Annotated in this window: 15 protein-coding genes; 9 read left to right on the top strand and 6 right to left on the bottom strand. The window is 64.8% G+C overall.

Annotated features, from left to right (window positions below; genetic code table 11):
- The first annotated feature begins 113 nt into the window (after nt 1-113).
- The 5 genes from efeU to JFU57_RS23155 all read left to right on the top strand — a co-directional run bounded on the left by efeU (nt 114) and on the right by JFU57_RS23155 (nt 5,806).
- Nucleotides 114-962: an iron uptake transporter permease EfeU gene (gene efeU, locus JFU57_RS23175; RefSeq protein WP_201130894.1), complete on the top strand. Its 849-nt coding sequence runs from the start codon at nt 114-116 to the stop codon at nt 960-962.
- Nucleotides 963-970: 8 nt separating this feature from the next.
- Nucleotides 971-2,176: an iron uptake system protein EfeO gene (gene efeO, locus JFU57_RS23170; RefSeq protein WP_201130893.1), complete on the top strand. Its 1,206-nt coding sequence runs from the start codon at nt 971-973 to the stop codon at nt 2,174-2,176.
- 17 nt (nt 2,177-2,193) lie between these two features.
- On the top strand, nt 2,194-3,507 hold the full coding sequence (efeB, locus tag JFU57_RS23165) for an iron uptake transporter deferrochelatase/peroxidase subunit (RefSeq protein WP_201130892.1): 1,314 nt from the start codon (nt 2,194-2,196) through the stop codon (nt 3,505-3,507).
- Nucleotides 3,508-3,536: 29 nt separating this feature from the next.
- Nucleotides 3,537-4,361, top strand: a complete 825-nt coding sequence (efeO, locus tag JFU57_RS23160; protein ID WP_078472269.1) for an iron uptake system protein EfeO — start codon at nt 3,537-3,539, stop codon at nt 4,359-4,361.
- Nucleotides 4,362-4,591: 230 nt separating this feature from the next.
- Entirely contained in the window at nt 4,592-5,806 is a 1,215-nt protein-coding gene (locus JFU57_RS23155) for an MFS transporter (RefSeq protein ID WP_201130891.1), read from the top strand.
- Nucleotides 5,807-5,855: 49 nt separating this feature from the next.
- On the opposite strand, the gene pssA is transcribed toward JFU57_RS23155, so the two are convergent.
- On the bottom strand, nt 5,856-7,199 hold the full coding sequence (gene pssA, locus JFU57_RS23150; protein ID WP_078472267.1) for a CDP-diacylglycerol--serine O-phosphatidyltransferase: 1,344 nt from the start codon (nt 7,197-7,199) through the stop codon (nt 5,856-5,858).
- A gap of 186 nt (nt 7,200-7,385) precedes the next feature.
- On the opposite strand from pssA, the gene JFU57_RS23145 reads away from it, so the two are divergent.
- Nucleotides 7,386-7,865, top strand: coding sequence for a nuclear transport factor 2 family protein (locus JFU57_RS23145; RefSeq protein ID WP_078472266.1), 480 nt, complete (start codon nt 7,386-7,388; stop codon nt 7,863-7,865).
- A gap of 40 nt (nt 7,866-7,905) precedes the next feature.
- On the opposite strand, the gene sfnG is transcribed toward JFU57_RS23145, so the two are convergent.
- Entirely contained in the window at nt 7,906-8,997 is a 1,092-nt protein-coding gene (gene sfnG, locus JFU57_RS23140; RefSeq protein ID WP_078472265.1) for a dimethylsulfone monooxygenase SfnG, read from the bottom strand.
- 182 nt (nt 8,998-9,179) lie between these two features.
- On the opposite strand from sfnG, the gene JFU57_RS23135 reads away from it, so the two are divergent.
- The 3 genes from JFU57_RS23135 to JFU57_RS23125 all read left to right on the top strand — a co-directional run bounded on the left by JFU57_RS23135 (nt 9,180) and on the right by JFU57_RS23125 (nt 11,514).
- On the top strand, nt 9,180-9,350 hold the full coding sequence (locus JFU57_RS23135; protein ID WP_201130890.1) for a hypothetical protein: 171 nt from the start codon (nt 9,180-9,182) through the stop codon (nt 9,348-9,350).
- Entirely contained in the window at nt 9,343-10,581 is a 1,239-nt protein-coding gene (locus JFU57_RS23130) for an acyl-CoA dehydrogenase family protein (RefSeq protein ID WP_201130889.1), read from the top strand. Before JFU57_RS23135 ends, JFU57_RS23130 begins: the two co-directional genes overlap by 8 nt.
- A gap of 153 nt (nt 10,582-10,734) precedes the next feature.
- The gene (locus tag JFU57_RS23125; RefSeq protein ID WP_078472263.1) at nt 10,735-11,514 is read left to right on the top strand and encodes a TSUP family transporter; all 780 of its coding nucleotides are present in this window, start codon (nt 10,735-10,737) and stop codon (nt 11,512-11,514) included.
- Nucleotides 11,515-11,683: 169 nt separating this feature from the next.
- On the opposite strand, the gene nudC is transcribed toward JFU57_RS23125, so the two are convergent.
- The 4 genes from nudC to JFU57_RS23105 all read right to left on the bottom strand — a co-directional run bounded on the left by nudC (nt 11,684) and on the right by JFU57_RS23105 (nt 15,659).
- Entirely contained in the window at nt 11,684-12,514 is an 831-nt protein-coding gene (gene nudC, locus JFU57_RS23120; protein WP_201130888.1) for an NAD(+) diphosphatase, read from the bottom strand.
- A 6-nt stretch (nt 12,515-12,520) separates the two neighbouring features.
- Nucleotides 12,521-13,333 (bottom strand): crotonase/enoyl-CoA hydratase family protein, encoded by an 813-nt coding sequence (locus JFU57_RS23115; RefSeq protein ID WP_201130887.1) that lies wholly within the window; start codon nt 13,331-13,333, stop codon nt 12,521-12,523.
- Nucleotides 13,334-13,468: 135 nt separating this feature from the next.
- Nucleotides 13,469-14,248 (bottom strand): class I SAM-dependent methyltransferase, encoded by a 780-nt coding sequence (locus tag JFU57_RS23110; protein WP_201130886.1) that lies wholly within the window; start codon nt 14,246-14,248, stop codon nt 13,469-13,471.
- A 112-nt stretch (nt 14,249-14,360) separates the two neighbouring features.
- Nucleotides 14,361-15,659, bottom strand: coding sequence for an ATP-binding protein (locus tag JFU57_RS23105; protein WP_078472259.1), 1,299 nt, complete (start codon nt 15,657-15,659; stop codon nt 14,361-14,363).
- Between the last annotated feature and the right edge of the window lie 4 nt (nt 15,660-15,663).

Here is a 15,663-nt window from a genome sequence, read left to right as displayed (position 1 = left end):
TTGTAAACGAGTCCCGTTCAGCCCATGTTCAGGAGATAGCAATAATAGTCATTCAGCAATGAGTATCATTATGTTACAAATTGAACCCCTGACTCCTTCCCCGCCGGTGCTGAATGCTCGTTCCCTTTTTGATCATGCTGCGCGAAGGCATTGAAGCCGCGCTTATCGTTGGCATCATCGCCAGCTACCTGAAGCAGACCGGCCGTGGCCAGTGGATGCCCGCAGTGTGGATCGGCGTCTTCCTCGCCGCAGCCCTGGCCCTGCTGGTCGGCGGCGGCCTGGAGTTGATGAGCGCGGAATTCCCGCAAAAGCAGCAGGAACTGTTCGAAGGCGTGGTCGGGCTGGTGGCGGTAGGCATCCTCAGTTCCATGGTGTTCTGGATGCGCAAGGTGGCGCGCTCCATCAAGCATTCGCTGCATGTGTCCCTGGACCACGCTCTGGCGGGCTCCAAGCACCAGGTCACCGCGCTGATCACCATGGTGTTTTTCGCCGTGGCCCGCGAAGGCCTGGAGACCGTGTTCTTCCTGCTCGCAGTGTTCCAGCAGAGCGAAGGCCCTGCCGCCCCCATAGGCGCCCTGCTCGGCCTGATCCTGGCGATCATCGTCGGCTTCCTGATCTACACCGGCAGCATGCGCCTGAACCTCGGCGCGTTCTTCCGCTGGACCGGGCTGTTTATCCTGGTGGTCGCCGCCGGGATCCTCGCCAACTCGGTGCAGGCCCTGCATGAAGCAGGCGTCTGGAACCACCTGCAAACCGTGCTCTTCGATTTCAGCGCCAGCCTGCCGATGGACGGCCCGCTGGGCTCGGTCCTGGCCGGCATGTTCGGCTACCAGGATGCGCCGACCATCAGCACCCTGGGCGCCTACCTGCTGTACCTGGTGGTGACCCTGGTGCTGTTCTTCCTGCCCAGCGCCCCGCCCGCCAAACCGGCCAGTTCCTCGTCTTCCGTTTCCAGTCAGTAAGGCTCTCCATGACCCAGCAAGCATCCCCACAGGCCTCGCCCCCCCGCGCTCTGCGTTGGGCGGTAGCCGGTTCGGTGATCGTGATGATCGCCGCCGGCGGGTTGTTCTACTACGCCTCGCAGCTCGCGGCCAGCAAGCGCCAGAGCAACCAGAACCAGGGTGAAATCACTGTCACCATCCACCCCCACAGCTGCGAGCCCAACGCCCTGAGCGTGCCGGCCGGGCGAGCGAGCTTCCGGATCGTCAACCGCTCCGAACGTGCCGTGGAATGGGAAATCCTCGACGGCGTGCTGGTGGTCGAAGAGCGCGAGAACATCGCCCCGGGCCTGAGCCAGGTGATCAACGCCAACCTGCTGCCCGGCGACTACGCCATCACCTGCGGCCTGCTGAGCAACCCGCGCGGCACCCTGCACGTGACGCCGACGGCGGAGTCCGACGCCAATGCCAAGGCGCGCCCGTCGATGGTGGCCTTTATCGGCCCGCTCTCGGAGTTCCGGGTCTACCTCAGCAGCCAGAGCAGCGCCCTGATCAAGGCGGTCGCCGCCCTGCAGCAAGTCGTGGCCGCAGGCGACCTGCAACAGGCCCAGGCCTTGTACCTGCCGGCCCGTGCGGCCTACCAGCGCCTGGCCCCGGCCGCGCAACGCCTGGCCGAGTTGGACAACGCGATCAATGCCCGCGCCGACTACTTTGAAAAGCGCGAGCAGGATCCGCAATTCCAGGGTTTCCACCGCCTCGAATACGCCCTGTTCCAGCAACGCGACCTGAGCGGCATGGCCCCCGTGGCCCAGCGCCTGCTCGACGATGTCAGCAGCCTCAAGCAGCAACTGCTGGCCCAGTCATTGCCACCTGAGCAACTGGTCAGCGTGGTCGCCCGCAACGTGCGCAGCCTGGCTGAAGTGCGCGCGGTCAGCGGTGAAGAGGAACGCTACAGCCACAGCGACCTCAATGGCTTTGCCAGCAACCTGCAAACCACGCGCAAGGTCATCGACCTGTTGCGGCCCTTGTTGAGCAAGGCCGCCGCCGAGCTGTTGCCACCAATCGACACCGCCATCAGCGGCCTGGAGGCCCAGTTCGCCGCCTTGCGCGCAGGCGACGGCTACCGCACCTACGACAGCGTCAATGCCACTCAGCGCCAGCAGATTGCCGACCAGGCCAAGCAACTGGCCGACGCACTGGATGCCATCGATCCCGCCCTTGGCCTGTCCGGCCTGTAAGCAGAAGACTTTGTGAAATGAACGATTCAGATCAGCAGCAACCGTCATTTTCCGCTCAGCGTCGCCGCGTGCTGCTGGGCATGGGCGCCGCCGGCGTCGCCCTGGCCGGCTCGGCCCTGAGCTGCCCGGCGATGGCCGCCAGCACACCGGCTCAGGTCACCGAGGCGCCGAGCAGCGACAAGACCCAGGACCGCCACGACTTCCACGGTCAGCACCAGAGCGGCATCGTCACCCCGCGCCCGGCAGCCGGCATGCTGGTGTCGTTCGACGTCCTGGCCAGCGACCGCGACGACCTGGAGCGCCTGTTCCGTACTCTCAACGAACGCATCAGCTTCCTGATGCGGGGCGGCCCGGTGGCCGAGATCGACCCGAAACTGCCACCGCCCGACTCCGGCATCCTGGGCCCGGTGGTGACCCCGGACAACCTGACCATCACCGTCTCGGTCGGCGAGTCGCTGTTCGATGAGCGCTTCGGCCTGGGCGACGCCAAGCCCAAGCGCCTGATCCGCATGGTCGGCTTTCCCAACGATGCCCTGGAGGCCGACTGCTGCCATGGCGACTTGAGCCTGCAGTTCTGCTCCAACACCACCGACACCAACATTCACGCCCTGCGCGACATCGTGAAAAACCTGCCGGACCTGCTGCTGGTGCGCTGGAAACAGGAAGGCAGCGTGCCGCCCCAGGCCCCGGTCCGTGCCGGCGAACCGGCGCAGAGCGCCCGCAATTTCCTGGGCTTTCGCGACGGTTCGGCCAACCCCGACTCCAACGACCAGAGCGCCATGACGCGGCTGGTATGGGTCCAGCCGGGCAGCGACGAACCGGCCTGGGCCGCCCACGGCAGCTATCAGGCAGTGCGCATCATCCGCAACTTTGTCGAGCGCTGGGACCGCACGCCGCTGCAGGAGCAGGAGAGCATCATCGGCCGGATCAAGACCACCGGCGCGCCCATGGGCGGCCAGCACGAAACCCAGGTCCCCGACTACCAGCAGGACCCCCACGGCAAGTTGACCAAGCTCGATGCGCACATTCGCCTGGCCAATCCGCGCACCGCGCAAACCGAAAAGAACCTGATCCTGCGCCGACCGTTCAACTACTCCAACGGCGTCAACAAGAACGGTCAGCTGGACATGGGGCTGCTGTTCATCTGCTACCAGGCTGACCTGGAGCAAGGCTTCATTGCGGTCCAGACCCGGCTCAATGGCGAGCCCCTGGAGGAATACCTCAAGCCGGTCGGCGGCGGTTATTTCTTCACCCTGCCGGGCGTGACCGGCGACCAGGACTTTATCGGTCGCACATTGCTCAACGCCACCCAACCCAAAACCTCTGCTTGAAACAACCCACCCCCCCACGGAAACGTCCCATGAAAAAGTCGCCTCTCGCTGTGTTGCTGACCCTTGGCTTGCTCCATGTTCCGCTTTCGGCTTTTGCCGCCACGTCGCCGCTGGAACTGGTGGGGCCGATTTCCGACTACAAGATCTACGTCACCGAGCAGCTCGACGAGCTCGCCAGCCACACCCAGCAATTCACCGACGCGGTGAAAAAAGGCGACCTGGCCACCGCCAAGAAGCTCTATGCCCCGACCCGCGTGTACTACGAGTCGATCGAGCCGATTGCCGAGCTGTTCAGTGACCTCGATGCGTCCATCGACTCCCGGGTCGACGACCACGAGAAAGGCGTCAAGGCCGAGGACTTCACCGGGTTCCACCGCCTGGAGTACTCACTGTTCTCGGAAAACAGCACCCAGGGCCTGGATGAGCTGGCCGACGGCCTGAACAAGGACGTCAAGGACCTGCAGACCCGCGTCGCCGGCCTGACCTTCCCTCCGGAAAAAGTCGTGGGTGGCGCCGCCGCCCTGCTTGAAGAAGTGGCCGCGACCAAGATCTCGGGTGAAGAAGACCGCTACAGCCACACCGACCTGTATGACTTCCAGGGCAACATCGACGGCGCGAAGAAAATCGTCGACCTGTTCCGTCCGCAGATAGAGAAGCAGGACAAGGCTTTCGTGGCCAAGGTCGACAAGAACTTCGCCACGGTGAACAAGATCCTGGCCAAGTACAAAACCGCCGACGGTGGCTTCCAGACCTATGACAAGGTCAAGGAAAACGATCGCAAGGCGCTGGTGGGCCCGGTCAACACCCTGGCTGAAGACCTGTCGACCCTGCGCGGCAAACTGGGCCTGAACTGACCCCCGCTGTCGCTGCCGCAGGCCCTGCCCCGGGCTCTGCGGCCCCTGTCGCGCAGGCAGCCCATGCCTGCGGCGGCGGCTTTGCCCGCGCCATTGCCAAGCATCTGCACACACTCGCCTGTACCCGCCCGCGCCCTGTCGGGCTACCATCAGCCGCGCCAATAACCCTGAGCCTTCGCCCGCTGCTTGTATAAGGTCGCGAAACGCCCGCCCCTCATGGATGATTTTTTATGCCCAGTTCAACGGCCACCACCACTCAGCCGCTGACCGCCACCCCGTTCAAACTGTTCCCACTGATGATCGCGTACATGGCCTGCACCATGTCGATGATGGCGTTCGTTTCCCTGATCGGCCCACTGTCGCGCGAGCTGGCACTGGCCACCTGGCAGGCCGGCGCCGCCGTGACCGTGTCCGGGGTGATCTGGGTGCTTCTGGCCCGGCCCTGGGGCGCGGCCAGCGATCGCTTTGGCCGGCGTCGGGTGCTGTTGGTCGGCACGGCCGGCTTCACCCTCGCCTACTGGGCCTTGTGCCTGTTTATCGACGTCTCCCTGCGGGTGCTGCCAAGCATGTGGCTGGCCTTTCTCGGGCTGATGCTCGGGCGTGGCCTGGTCGGGGTGTTTTATGCCGCGGTGCCGGTGGGCGGTTTCGCCCTGATCGCCGATAACGTCGAACCCGAGCACCGTGCCCGCGCCATGGCCACCCTGGGTGCCGCCAATGCCGTGGGCCTGGTCCTGGGGCCGGCGTTTGCCGCGATGCTGGCCAGGGTCAGCCTGAGTCTGCCGCTGTATGCCATGGCCCTGTTGCCGCTGATTGCCTTCCTGGTGCTGCTGTTCAAGCTGCCGCGCCAGGAGCTGCACCTCAAGCAGCCGCCACGTTCGGTGCGCCTGTCCGATCCACGCCTGCGCCAGCCAATGGCGGTGGCATTCGTGGCGATGCTGTGTGTGTCGGTGTCGCAGATCACCGTCAGCTTTTATGCCCTTGACCGTCTCGGTCTGAACCCGGCCGACGCTGCGCAAGCCGCCGGCATTGCCCTGGCCATGGTCGGGGTGGCGCTGATTTGCGCGCAATTGGTGGTGCGCAAGCTGGAATGGCCGCCGTTGCGGATGATCCGCGTCGGCGCCCTGATCGCCGCCTGCGGTTATGCCGGGAGCATGCTGGTGGACAGCGCCTGGGGCCTGTGGCTGGCGTATTTTGTAGCGGCGGCGGGCATGGGCGGCATCTTCCCCTCGTTCTCGGCTCTCGCCGCCAATGCCGTGGAGGCCTCGGAGCAAGGGGCTACTGCCGGCTCGATTGGCGCGGCGCAAGGTTTCGGGGCGGTGATCGGACCGCTGACGGGCGCCCTGATCTATGCCGTCGAGCCACGGCTGCCGTACCTGATGGCAGCGCTGCTGCTGATCCTGGTGGCCCTGTGGCCGGACAGCAAGACCCCGCCCCGGCCCGCTTGACCGGGCAGCGCCCGTGACCGCAGCCTAGTGGTCACGGGCGCCGGCCGGTTCAGAGGATGCGATAGAGCAGGCGTTCGATCCGTACCCGGCTGACCCGGCGCAGGAACTTGCCCACCGCCGCCGGGTAGTCGACCAGGCTTTCCAGGTTCTGGAAGTGCTCGATGCGCCGGGTGTGCCGGAAGATTTCCTCCAGTTCGACTCGCCGCGGTTCCAGCAGCTCGCCCTTGGGGTCGTCCAGCAGCAAGGCGTTTTCCAGGTCGAGACGGAAGGCCCGCGGATTGAGGTTATTGCCGGTGAGCAAGGTGTAGCGCTGGTCGATCCACATGCCCTTGAGGTGGTAGGTGTTATCGCCGTCGCGCCACAGGTGCAGGTTGAGCTGGCCGCTGTCGATCGCGCGCTGATGACGCTTGGCAAAGCGGCGCAGGCTGATCTCGTAGAGGTACGGCAGCGCGGCGATGACCTTGAACGGCTCGCTCGGCGGGATGTAGAAGTCGTTGGCGGTCTTGTCGCCGACGATGATGTCGATCTTCACCCCACGGGCCAGGGCCCGGTTGATCTCGCGGGTGACCGCCAACGGCAGGTTGAAATACGGGGTGCAGATGGTCAGCTGCTGCTGGGCGCTGGCGATCAGTTCGCAGATCACCCGGCTCAGCGGGTTGTTCTTGCCCACGCCGAGCAACGGGCTGACCGACAATTCACCCTTGGTCACGCTCCCGGCGCTGGTGTCATAGGCCGCATGCTTGAGGCGGCTGCGCAGGTCGCCGATGTCGTTGCGCAGGCTGCGGGTGGTCGGCAGGCCGGGCAGGTCCAGGCGATGCACCGCACGCGAGGCCACCAGGCCGTGCTGCACCAGGTGCTGCATGGAGTCGGCCAGGGCCTGGTTGCGCAACAGGTGGTAACGGTCGAAACGGTATTTGTCGAATTTGTGCAGGTAGACGTTGTTCAGGCTGGCGCCGCTGTAGATCACGCAGTCGTCTATCACAAAACCCTTGAGGTGCAACACGCCGAACAGCTCGCGGGTTTGCACCGGCACCCCGTACACCGGCACTTCGCTGGCGTGGGTACGGGTCATGTCCTGATACCAGGCCGAGTTGCCCGGCTGCTTGCCGGCGCCGATCAGGCCGCGCTGGGCCCTGAGCCAATCAACCACCACCACCACGTCCAGCTCGGGACGGGCAGCCTTGGCGGCGTGCAGGGCATCCATGATTTCCTGCCCGGCTTCGTCCTGTTGCAGGTACAGCGCGACGATATAGATGCGCTGGGTAGCCTGGGCGATCTGTTCCAGCAAGCAGCGGCGGAACTCGGCGGCGCCGGAAAGAATGGTGACGGCATCGGCGGTCAACGGAAAGCTGCGCAGTTTGGGCAGCAGGGAGCGTTTGAAAAGCGACGGCATAGGGCTCGCAGTGGCTCGAAATCCAAAGAGCCGACGAGCTTACACCAAGCGACCGCTCGGGTCTTGTGGCTGTCGTCACGGCCGCTATCGATGCTGCCGACGACCCATGGCGGCGGGCCGGCAGTTGGCGCCAGCGCGACAAGGGTGTAAACACTCCCTGCACGCAACCATGACTGGAGACGCCCGATGTCATCTGCCCCAGAAGTTCGTCCGCCCCTGCCCCCGTTCAGCCGCGAGTCGGCGCTGCACAAGGTTCGCCTGGCCGAAGACGGCTGGAACTCCCGCGACCCCGAGCGCGTGTCCCTGGCCTATACCCTGGACACCCAATGGCGCAACCGCGCCGAGTTCATCCATGACCGCGCCCAGGCCAAGGCCTTCCTGACCCGCAAATGGGCCAAGGAGCTGGACTACCGATTGATCAAGGAGCTCTGGGCCTTTGCCGATAACCGCATCGCCGTGCGCTATGCCTACGAATGGCATGACGACTCCGGCAACTGGTTCCGTTCCTACGGCAATGAAAACTGGGAGTTCGACGAGCACGGCCTGATGGCCAAGCGTTACGCCTGCATCAACGACCTGCCAATCAAGGCCAGCGAACGGCTGTTCCACTGGCCTTTGGGCCGGCGCCCGGACGATCATCCGGGCCTCAGCGAGCTGGGGTTGTAACCGAGGCCTGCGCGGGGCGCTGCCGGCCCCGCGCGGCGAATCAGGCGGCCTGTTCGCGTTGCGCCGCGGCCTTGGCTTCCAGCTCGCGCACCAGTGGCAACACCCGCTTGCCGAAGTACTCCACCTCTTCCTGGAAGTGCAGGAAGCCCGCCAGCACCAGGTCCACCCCCACCGACTTGAGTTCGACGATGCGCTCGGCGATCTGCTGCGGGGTGCCGATCAGGTTGGTCTTGAAGCCGTCGTTGTACTGCACCAGGTCTTCGAAGGTGGATTTGGCCCAGTTGCCTTCGCCTTCCGGTGAGGCCTTGCCGGCCTGCTTTGCCGCATCGCCAAAGGCGTTGACGGCCTCGGGGTCGGCCTGGTCGATGATCTGCGCCAGTACTGCGCGGGCCTCTTCCTCGGTATCCCGGGCAATGACAAAGGCATTGACCCCGACTTTTACCGAATGGTTGTTCAGCGCGGCCTTGGCCCGGATGTCGTCGACCTGGGCCTTGATTCCCTGCGGCGTGTTGCCGTTGGTGAAGTACCAGTCCGACACCCGCGCCGCCATGTCGCGCGCCGCCCGTGAACTGCCGCCCTGAAAGACCTCCGGCTGGCCCAGGGGCTTGGGCTTGAGGCTGTAGTTGTCGAACCGGTAGAAGTCGCCCTTGAAGGTGAAATTGTCTTGGGACCAGATGCCCTTCAGCGAGCGGATGAACTCTTCGGAACGGCGATAACGCTCATCGTGTTCCAGCCAGTGCTCGCCGATGGCCTGGAATTCACCCTTGAACCAGCCGCTGACGATGTTGACCGCGATGCGGCCATTGGTCAGTTGGTCGATAGTCGCCAATTGCTTGGCCGCCAGCGCCGGCTTCCATGGCCCGGGCAGGATCGCCGCGATCACTTTGAGCGTGCTGGTGGCGGCCAGCAGCGCATGGCTGAACGCCACGGACTCATGCTGGAACTCGGCACCGTAACCGGCAGTGAAGCGGATCTGGGTCAAGGCGTATTCAAAGCCGGCGGCTTCGGCCAGTTGCGCCAGCTTGCGGTTGTAGTCGATGCCCCAGTCGGTGCGTTGTTCGATCTTGCTGACCACCAGCCCACCGCTGACGTTGGGCACCCAGTAGGCAAATTTGACGGCTTGCTGACTCATTGGCTTGTCCTCGGGACTAGAGAAGGTATGGCTAGCAGAGCAGCAAGCGTGCCAGTTGCCAGGGCTGCGCCTGCAGGCCCGGGCTGCATGGGCTGCAGCGGGCGGAGTACAGCCATCGGGGGCTGTTTTGCGAGGGGCATTCGCGGCCTGACGGATGCCGCGCCAAACCCCGGCCACTTCCCATGAAAGACAGCGATTTGTTGAAGCGCTGTTGGCCGAGCAACAGTTACCAGCCCGACAGCCAGCGCCAGCCCCAGGAAAACCGGGGCCTGCAACTGCGGCATGGAGTGTGCAAACGTCTGGGCAGACACCTGCTCTTCAACTGCCGATTCAAGGAACTGTCCCATGACTGAACACCAGGTAATCAACCCGCTGTCCATTGGCGTCGACTACGAGGCCCTGGCCGCGCGCTTTCGCCCGATCTTCAAGCAGATCGCCGACGGCGCAGTACAGCGCGAGCAAAACCGCAGCCTGCCCCATGAACCGATCCAGTGGCTGAAGCAGGCCGGGTTCGGCGCGGTGCGGGTGCCGGTGGAGTACGGTGGCGGCGGCGCGTCCCTGCCGCAACTGTTCCAGCTGCTGATCGAGCTGGCTGAAGCCGATTCCAATGTGCCGCAGGCCCTGCGCGGGCACTTCGCCTTTGCCGAGGACCGCCTCAACGCCGCCCCGGGTCCGGGACGGGACCTGTGGTTCAAGCGTTTCGTCGAGGGCGACATCGTCGGTTGCGCCTGGACCGAGATCGGCAACGTGGCGATTGGCGATGTGGTCACCAAGGTCTCGCCCGACGGCGACGCCTGGAAGCTCAATGGCGAGAAGTTCTACAGCACCGGCAGCATTTTCTCTGACTGGATCGACGTCTACGCCCAGCGCAGCGACACCGGCGGCGATGTAATCGCGGCCGTGCGTGCGCGCCAACCGGGCATCGAGCACAGCGATGACTGGGACGGCTTCGGCCAGCGCACCACGGGCAGCGGCACTTCGCGCTTTCGCGATGCTGCGGTCGACGCCGAGAACGTCATCGACTTCGCCACCCGCTTCAAGTACCAGACCGCCTTCTATCAACTGGTGCTGCTGGCCACCCTGGCCGGGATCGGGCGCGCCGCGCTGCGCGACGTGGCCCATGAAGTACGCAGCCGCAAGCGCATCTACAGCCACGGCAATGCGCCGCGGGTCAGCGAAGACCCCCAGGTGCAGCAGGTGGTCGGCGAAGTCGCCGCCTGGGTGTACGCCGCCGAAGCCAGCGCCGTGCGCGCCGCAGAGCCCGCGCAACGTGCCTACCTGGCACGCTTTGCCGTGGATGAGGCGCTGGAGCGTGAAGCCAATGTCGCCGCGGAAATCGAATCGGCCACCGCCCAGGTGGTGGTCAGCGAACTGATCCAGCGGGCCACCACCCAGTTGTTCAACGCTCTGGGGGCGTCGGACATCCGCCAGGGCAAGGCCCTCGACCGCCATTGGCGCAATGCTCGTACCGTGTCCTCGCACAACCCGGTGATCTACAAGGCGCGGATCATCGGCGACTGGGTGGTCAATGGCAACGAACCACCCTTTGTCTGGCAGATCGGCAACGGGCCGCAGAAGGCCTAGGCCACTGCAGCTGGGTCCCTTTGGCGAAGGGGGCCTGGCTGCGGCCAGTGTGCAATAGCGTCGGTCACGGTCGCGTGGCGACCTGGGTTGCAGGTAATATGTCGGTCTTTCGCGCAGCCCCCTTTGCGCTTCCCGCCGAAATAAGCCGAACCCATGCCTTTCGAACTCAGCGTAGACCTGACCACCCTCGCCATTCTCACCTTCGTAGCCTTTATCGCCGGCTTCATCGACGCCATTGCCGGCGGTGGCGGCCTGCTCACCACCCCGGCACTGCTCACCGCCGGATTGCCGCCCCACCTGGTGCTGGGCACCAACAAGCTCAGCTCGACCTTCGGCTCGGCCACCGCCAGCTTTACCTTCTATCGCCGCAAGCTGTTCCATCCACGGCAGTGGACCCACGCCATCGTCGGCACCCTGGTGGGTGGACTGGTGGGTGCGGTGGTCGCCCATTACCTGCCCGCCGAGTGGCTGAACAAGATGCTGCCGGTGATTGTTTTTGCCTGCGGCTTGTATCTGTTGTTTGGTGGCACGCCCAAAGCGCCGCTGGACAGCGATGCTCCGATCAAGAAGAAATGGCAATCGACCCAGGGCTTCAGCCTGGGCTTCTACGACGGCATTGCAGGTCCCGGCACCGGTGCCTTCTGGACCGTCAGCAGCCTGCTGCTCTACCCCATCGACCTGGTCAAGGCCAGCGGTGTGGCGCGCAGCATGAACTTCGTCAGCAACGCCGCGGCGTTGTCGGTGTTTGTGTTTTCCGGGCAGGTGGACTGGATCATCGGCCTGTGCATGGGCCTATCGGTGATGGTCGGCGCCTTCTTCGGTGCTCGCACCGCCATCAGTGGCGGCGCCAAATTCATTCGCCCGGTGTTCATCACCGTGGTCCTGGGCCTGACCGTACGCCTGGCCTGGCAACACTGGTTCAGCGTCGCCTGACAGCCCTTTGTAACCGCTGAGCGAGCTTGCGTGATTCCTGAAGCGATGCGTTGTTGCGGATGGCCAGCGCAAGGCTGCGCTGGCCGATGTAGGCGCCAGCGTTAGTCCTGAAGTGTTGTGTGTCGCGGGTGGCCAGCACAGCCTGCGGCAGCGGCTACAAGCGCTCTGCTCAGGTGGGGAGGATGGGCTCGGGTTGGCCCAGGCGCTGGGCGACATAGAGGTCGATCAGGTAACGGGCGATCGAGCGCGAGGCGGGCAATGGCGGCAGGTTGCGGATGTTGAACCACTGCGCGTCTTCGATCTCATCGGCCTGGGGCACGATCTCGCCACCGGCGTACTCGGCGTGAAAGCCCAGCATCATCGAATGGGGAAACGGCCAGCATTGGCTGCCGACGTACTGGATGTTCTGCACCTCGACCTGCACTTCTTCGCGCACTTCGCGAATCAGGCATTCCTCCGCCGACTCCCCCGGCTCGGCGAAACCGGCGAGGGTGCTGTAGACCCCCGTCACAAAACGCGGCGAGCGCGCCAGCAGCACGTCGTCACCACGGGTAATCAGCACGATCATGCTCGGCGAAATCCGCGGGTAACTGCGCAAGTCACAGGGCTCGCAGTACATCGCCCGCTCCCGGGGTACTTGATGCGTCGGCTGCCCGCAGTTGCCGCAGAAGCGGTGCTCGCGGGCCCAGGTGCCGATCTGCGCGGCATAACCCAGGACCTTGTACAGGGTGTGGTCGCCTTCGAGCATGAATGCCCGCAAGCCTTTCCAGCTGCAGCCCGGTACTTCACTGGAATGGCTCAGCTCCAGCAGGTACACCGGCTCGCCATCCAGATGCCCGATGCCGTGCTCGGTGAGGATCGACAGGTCCTGGCGCTTGAGCCATTCCCGGGGAAACAGCGCGCCATTGTCGTCGAACAGAAAACCATCCCGGCTGCGGGCCACGGCCCAGCCGCCGGGAAGGTCGATATCCAGTACTGCTGTGGTCCAGCGTGAAGTCATAGTCACTCAATCCAGAAATTCGGGTTTCTGTTTGCTCATATGGGCGGCCATGGCCACGCGCAAGTCAGTGGATTGCAGCATGGCGGCGTTCCAGGTGGCGATGTATTCCAGGCCATCGTCGATGCGATGGTCACGCATGTAGCTGATCATTTCCTTGGTGCCGGTGATGGCGATCGGCGACTTGCCGGCGATCTCGCGGGCAATGCCCATCACCCCGTCAAGCAGGCTGGCGGCGTCGCTGTAGGTGCGATTGACCAGGCCCATGCCGCGCGCTTCCTCGGCACCGAAGGTGCGGCCAGTGTAAGCCAGTTCACGCAACATGCCGTCGCCGATGATACGCGGCAAACGTTGCAAAGTGCCGACATCGGCGGCCATGCCGATGTCGATTTCCTTGATCGAGAACTGCGCATCCTCGGCGGCATAGCGCATGTCGCAGGCGGCGATCAGGTCGATGGCACCGCCCAGGCAGTAACCCTGGATCGCCGCCAGCACCGGCTTGCGGCAATTGTCCACGGCATTGAACGAGGCTTGCAGATTGAGGATCTTGCGCCGCAGCAGACGGGCGTTACGCCCAACGTCCTTGCCCAGCTCGTTGGCCACCCCGGCCAGCATCATCAGGTCGATGCCCGAGGAAAAATGCTTGCCGGCGCCACTGAGCACCACCACGCGTACGGCGTCGGTGTCGTCGATCCAGCGGAAGATGTCGACGATCTCGCTCCAGAACGCGGCGTTCATGGCGTTGATCTTTTCCGGGCGGTTGATCTGCACATGGGCGATGTTGTCGGCAAGTTCGACGCGAAAGGCTTGATATTCGGACATGGCAGTGATCCTTTACTGGGCAGAAAATGAGGGCCGAACTATAGCAAGCACGGCCGCCACGCAGTAAGGCAGCGCATCGGCCAAAAGCGGGACTGGCAGCGCCCTGGCGGCCCGATCCAGGCCGCTATGCCCCCATCAACGTTTTATCGCGCAAAAGGCCGCGGTTTCGTAGGGCACCGTGAGCTGCGACTTGCCTCGCAACTCAGGCTCGCTGTCGATCAGGACCTGGATCTGGCGATCGATCAGCGCCCGCTCCGTCTCACCCAGGGCTGCGATAAAACTGGTGGAGCGCACCCGATTGAACAACACGTCCTGCACCGCGCCGCTGTGGCCGTGACTGAAGTGCTGTTCCTGCAAGGGCGTAAAGCCAGGATGGGGAAAGGCTGCGCGCCAGGCCCCGGTGTAGTAGCGCGGGGTATCGCCCTGCAGGGCGTTGACGATCCTGTCCAGGCACTCGACCCACGGCACCCGGGCATCGCGCAGGTTCCACACCAGGCCCAGCCGGCCGCCAGGCTTGAGCACGCGCTGCATCTCGTTCAGCGCCTCGCGGCTGGCAAACCAGTGGAAGGCCTGGGCGCAGACCAGCGCGTCCAGTGACTGATCAGCCAGCGGGATTGCCAGGGCGCTGCCATCCAGCGCCTCGGCCGCAGGATGGGCCGCCGCCAGCTTGGCGCGCATCTGCGCCACCGGTTCCACCGCGATCACCTTCGCGCCGGTGGCCAGCAGCCGGCCGGTAAACTTGCCGGTGCCCGCGCCCAGGTCCAGCACCACCTGGCCAGGCCCCAGGCCCAGGGTGTGACGCAGCCATTGCTCGAGTTGCGGCGGGTAATCCGGCCGGCCGCGCACATAGGTGTCCGCCGCGCCTTTGTAGCCGTCGGCTGCCGAATGGTGAATGGCAGGCTTTGATTCGCTCATGGTCCGCTGCTCCTGATGGATCGCCGATGGCGCTCAGCTTAGCCCTGCCCGCCCCTGGCGGCCCATGAAGAAAATGTCAGTTTCAGCCCGATGCCAGCACCGGGAACCCCGCCTAGGGGTTGGGCAGCCACAGGCGAAAACGCGCTCCGCCCAACGGCGAGGCCTCGACGGTCAGCGTGCCGTCCTGGGCTTGCAGAGCCCGCCGGCTGATGGCCAGGCCCAGGCCGAAACCACCGGTGGCACGGTCGCGGCTGCGGTCGAGGCGGTAGAAGGGTTCGAACACCCGTTCGCGCTCGGCCTCGGGGATTCCGATGCCATCGTCATCGACCCAGATCTCGCAGCCCTCGGCACTGACCTGGACCCCGATCTGGATGCGCTTCTCGCAATAGCGCGTGGCGTTGCGCAGGAGGTTCTGGATCGCCCGCGCAGTCAGGCGCGGGTCGAGGGTGAACCGCTCCAGGGAGCCGTTGAGCAGTACATCGATGACGATGTCCGGTGATTCCAGCTCATCGTCGACACTGCCCAGGATGCTGTCGATGAACTCGTCCAGTGCCACCTCGACCTGCTCCGGCAGGCGCGCCGGGTTTTGCAGGCGGCTGTAGGACAGCAGTTCCAGCACCAGTTCATCCAGTTCCCGGATATAGGCCACCAGGCCCTGCAGGCGCTCGCGGCTCGGCGCCGGCAGGTCGTCGGACAGCGCCAGGGCCAGGCCGAAGTCGAGCCGGGTCAGGGGCGTGCGCAGCTCGTGGGACACCGCATTGAGCAAGTCCCGTTGCTGGTTGAGGAGGTTTTCGATATCCCCGGCCATGGTGTCGAAGACATGGGCCAGGCTGCCGATGTTGGAACTGGCGGCGATGTGCGTGCGTTCGCCCAGGTGGCCCTTGCCGAAGCGTTCGGCCGTGCGCTTGAGCCGCTCCAGGTCGCGCCAGTGCGGGCGCAGCCAGAACAGCAGGCACGCCAGCAACGCCGCGCCAATCAGCACGTTGATGCTCCAGTACAGCAGGTTGACGTCCAGCGGGTCCGGCGGCACTACCAGCTTTACCGCCTGCTGGCCATCCAGCGGCGCCACCGCCAGGGTCCGCCAGCCCCAGTCGCCGACACGCACGACATTTTCCCCGCGCTCCAGGCGCTCGCGCTCATACAGGCTGAAGTCGGGGTCATCGATACGCACCAGGGCCACGTGCAGCGGCTGGAACTCCTGGTCCATCTGCGCCGCCAGGCTCAGCCACTGCTCGGCCGGCACTGCGTGAAACTGCTTGATGATGAGGTTTTGCAGGCCCCGGGACTGGTCCAGGTTGTAATTCAGGAAACGATCGTGAAACACCCTGACCACCAGGTCGGGGATCAGGTAGATGGCGGCACTGAAGGTGACGATGGTGATCAGGTACAGCCGGATCAGGATCCGCAGCATGGAC

This window comes from Pseudomonas sp. TH07, from assembly GCF_016651285.1.
In the GTDB taxonomy this organism is placed as follows: Bacteria; Pseudomonadota; Gammaproteobacteria; order Pseudomonadales; family Pseudomonadaceae; genus Aquipseudomonas.
Note: the sequence above shows the minus strand (reverse complement) of the source record. Positions and strands in the feature narration are given on the sequence as shown.

What these genes read in the sequence shown, in the direction of transcription:
- JFU57_RS23135 (WP_201130890.1), top strand. Translation starts at nt 9,180, where the DNA reads ATGAAAGACAGCGATTTGTTGAAGCGCTGTTGGCCGAGCAACAGTTAC.
- JFU57_RS23145 (WP_078472266.1), top strand. Translation starts at nt 7,386, where the DNA reads ATGTCATCTGCCCCAGAAGTTCGTCCGCCCCTGCCCCCGTTCAGCCGC.
- JFU57_RS23155 (WP_201130891.1), top strand. Translation starts at nt 4,592, where the DNA reads ATGCCCAGTTCAACGGCCACCACCACTCAGCCGCTGACCGCCACCCCG.
- JFU57_RS23105 (WP_078472259.1), bottom strand. Translation starts at nt 15,659, where the DNA reads ATGCTGCGGATCCTGATCCGGCTGTACCTGATCACCATCGTCACCTTC.
- JFU57_RS23115 (WP_201130887.1), bottom strand. Translation starts at nt 13,333, where the DNA reads ATGTCCGAATATCAAGCCTTTCGCGTCGAACTTGCCGACAACATCGCC.
- efeO (WP_078472269.1), top strand. Translation starts at nt 3,537, where the DNA reads ATGAAAAAGTCGCCTCTCGCTGTGTTGCTGACCCTTGGCTTGCTCCAT.
- JFU57_RS23110 (WP_201130886.1), bottom strand. Translation starts at nt 14,248, where the DNA reads ATGAGCGAATCAAAGCCTGCCATTCACCATTCGGCAGCCGACGGCTAC.
- JFU57_RS23130 (WP_201130889.1), top strand. Translation starts at nt 9,343, where the DNA reads ATGACTGAACACCAGGTAATCAACCCGCTGTCCATTGGCGTCGACTAC.
- pssA (WP_078472267.1), bottom strand. Translation starts at nt 7,199, where the DNA reads ATGCCGTCGCTTTTCAAACGCTCCCTGCTGCCCAAACTGCGCAGCTTT.
- efeU (WP_201130894.1), top strand. Translation starts at nt 114, where the DNA reads ATGCTCGTTCCCTTTTTGATCATGCTGCGCGAAGGCATTGAAGCCGCG.
- efeO (WP_201130893.1), top strand. Translation starts at nt 971, where the DNA reads ATGACCCAGCAAGCATCCCCACAGGCCTCGCCCCCCCGCGCTCTGCGT.
- sfnG (WP_078472265.1), bottom strand. Translation starts at nt 8,997, where the DNA reads ATGAGTCAGCAAGCCGTCAAATTTGCCTACTGGGTGCCCAACGTCAGC.
- JFU57_RS23125 (WP_078472263.1), top strand. Translation starts at nt 10,735, where the DNA reads ATGCCTTTCGAACTCAGCGTAGACCTGACCACCCTCGCCATTCTCACC.
- efeB (WP_201130892.1), top strand. Translation starts at nt 2,194, where the DNA reads ATGAACGATTCAGATCAGCAGCAACCGTCATTTTCCGCTCAGCGTCGC.
- nudC (WP_201130888.1), bottom strand. Translation starts at nt 12,514, where the DNA reads ATGACTTCACGCTGGACCACAGCAGTACTGGATATCGACCTTCCCGGC.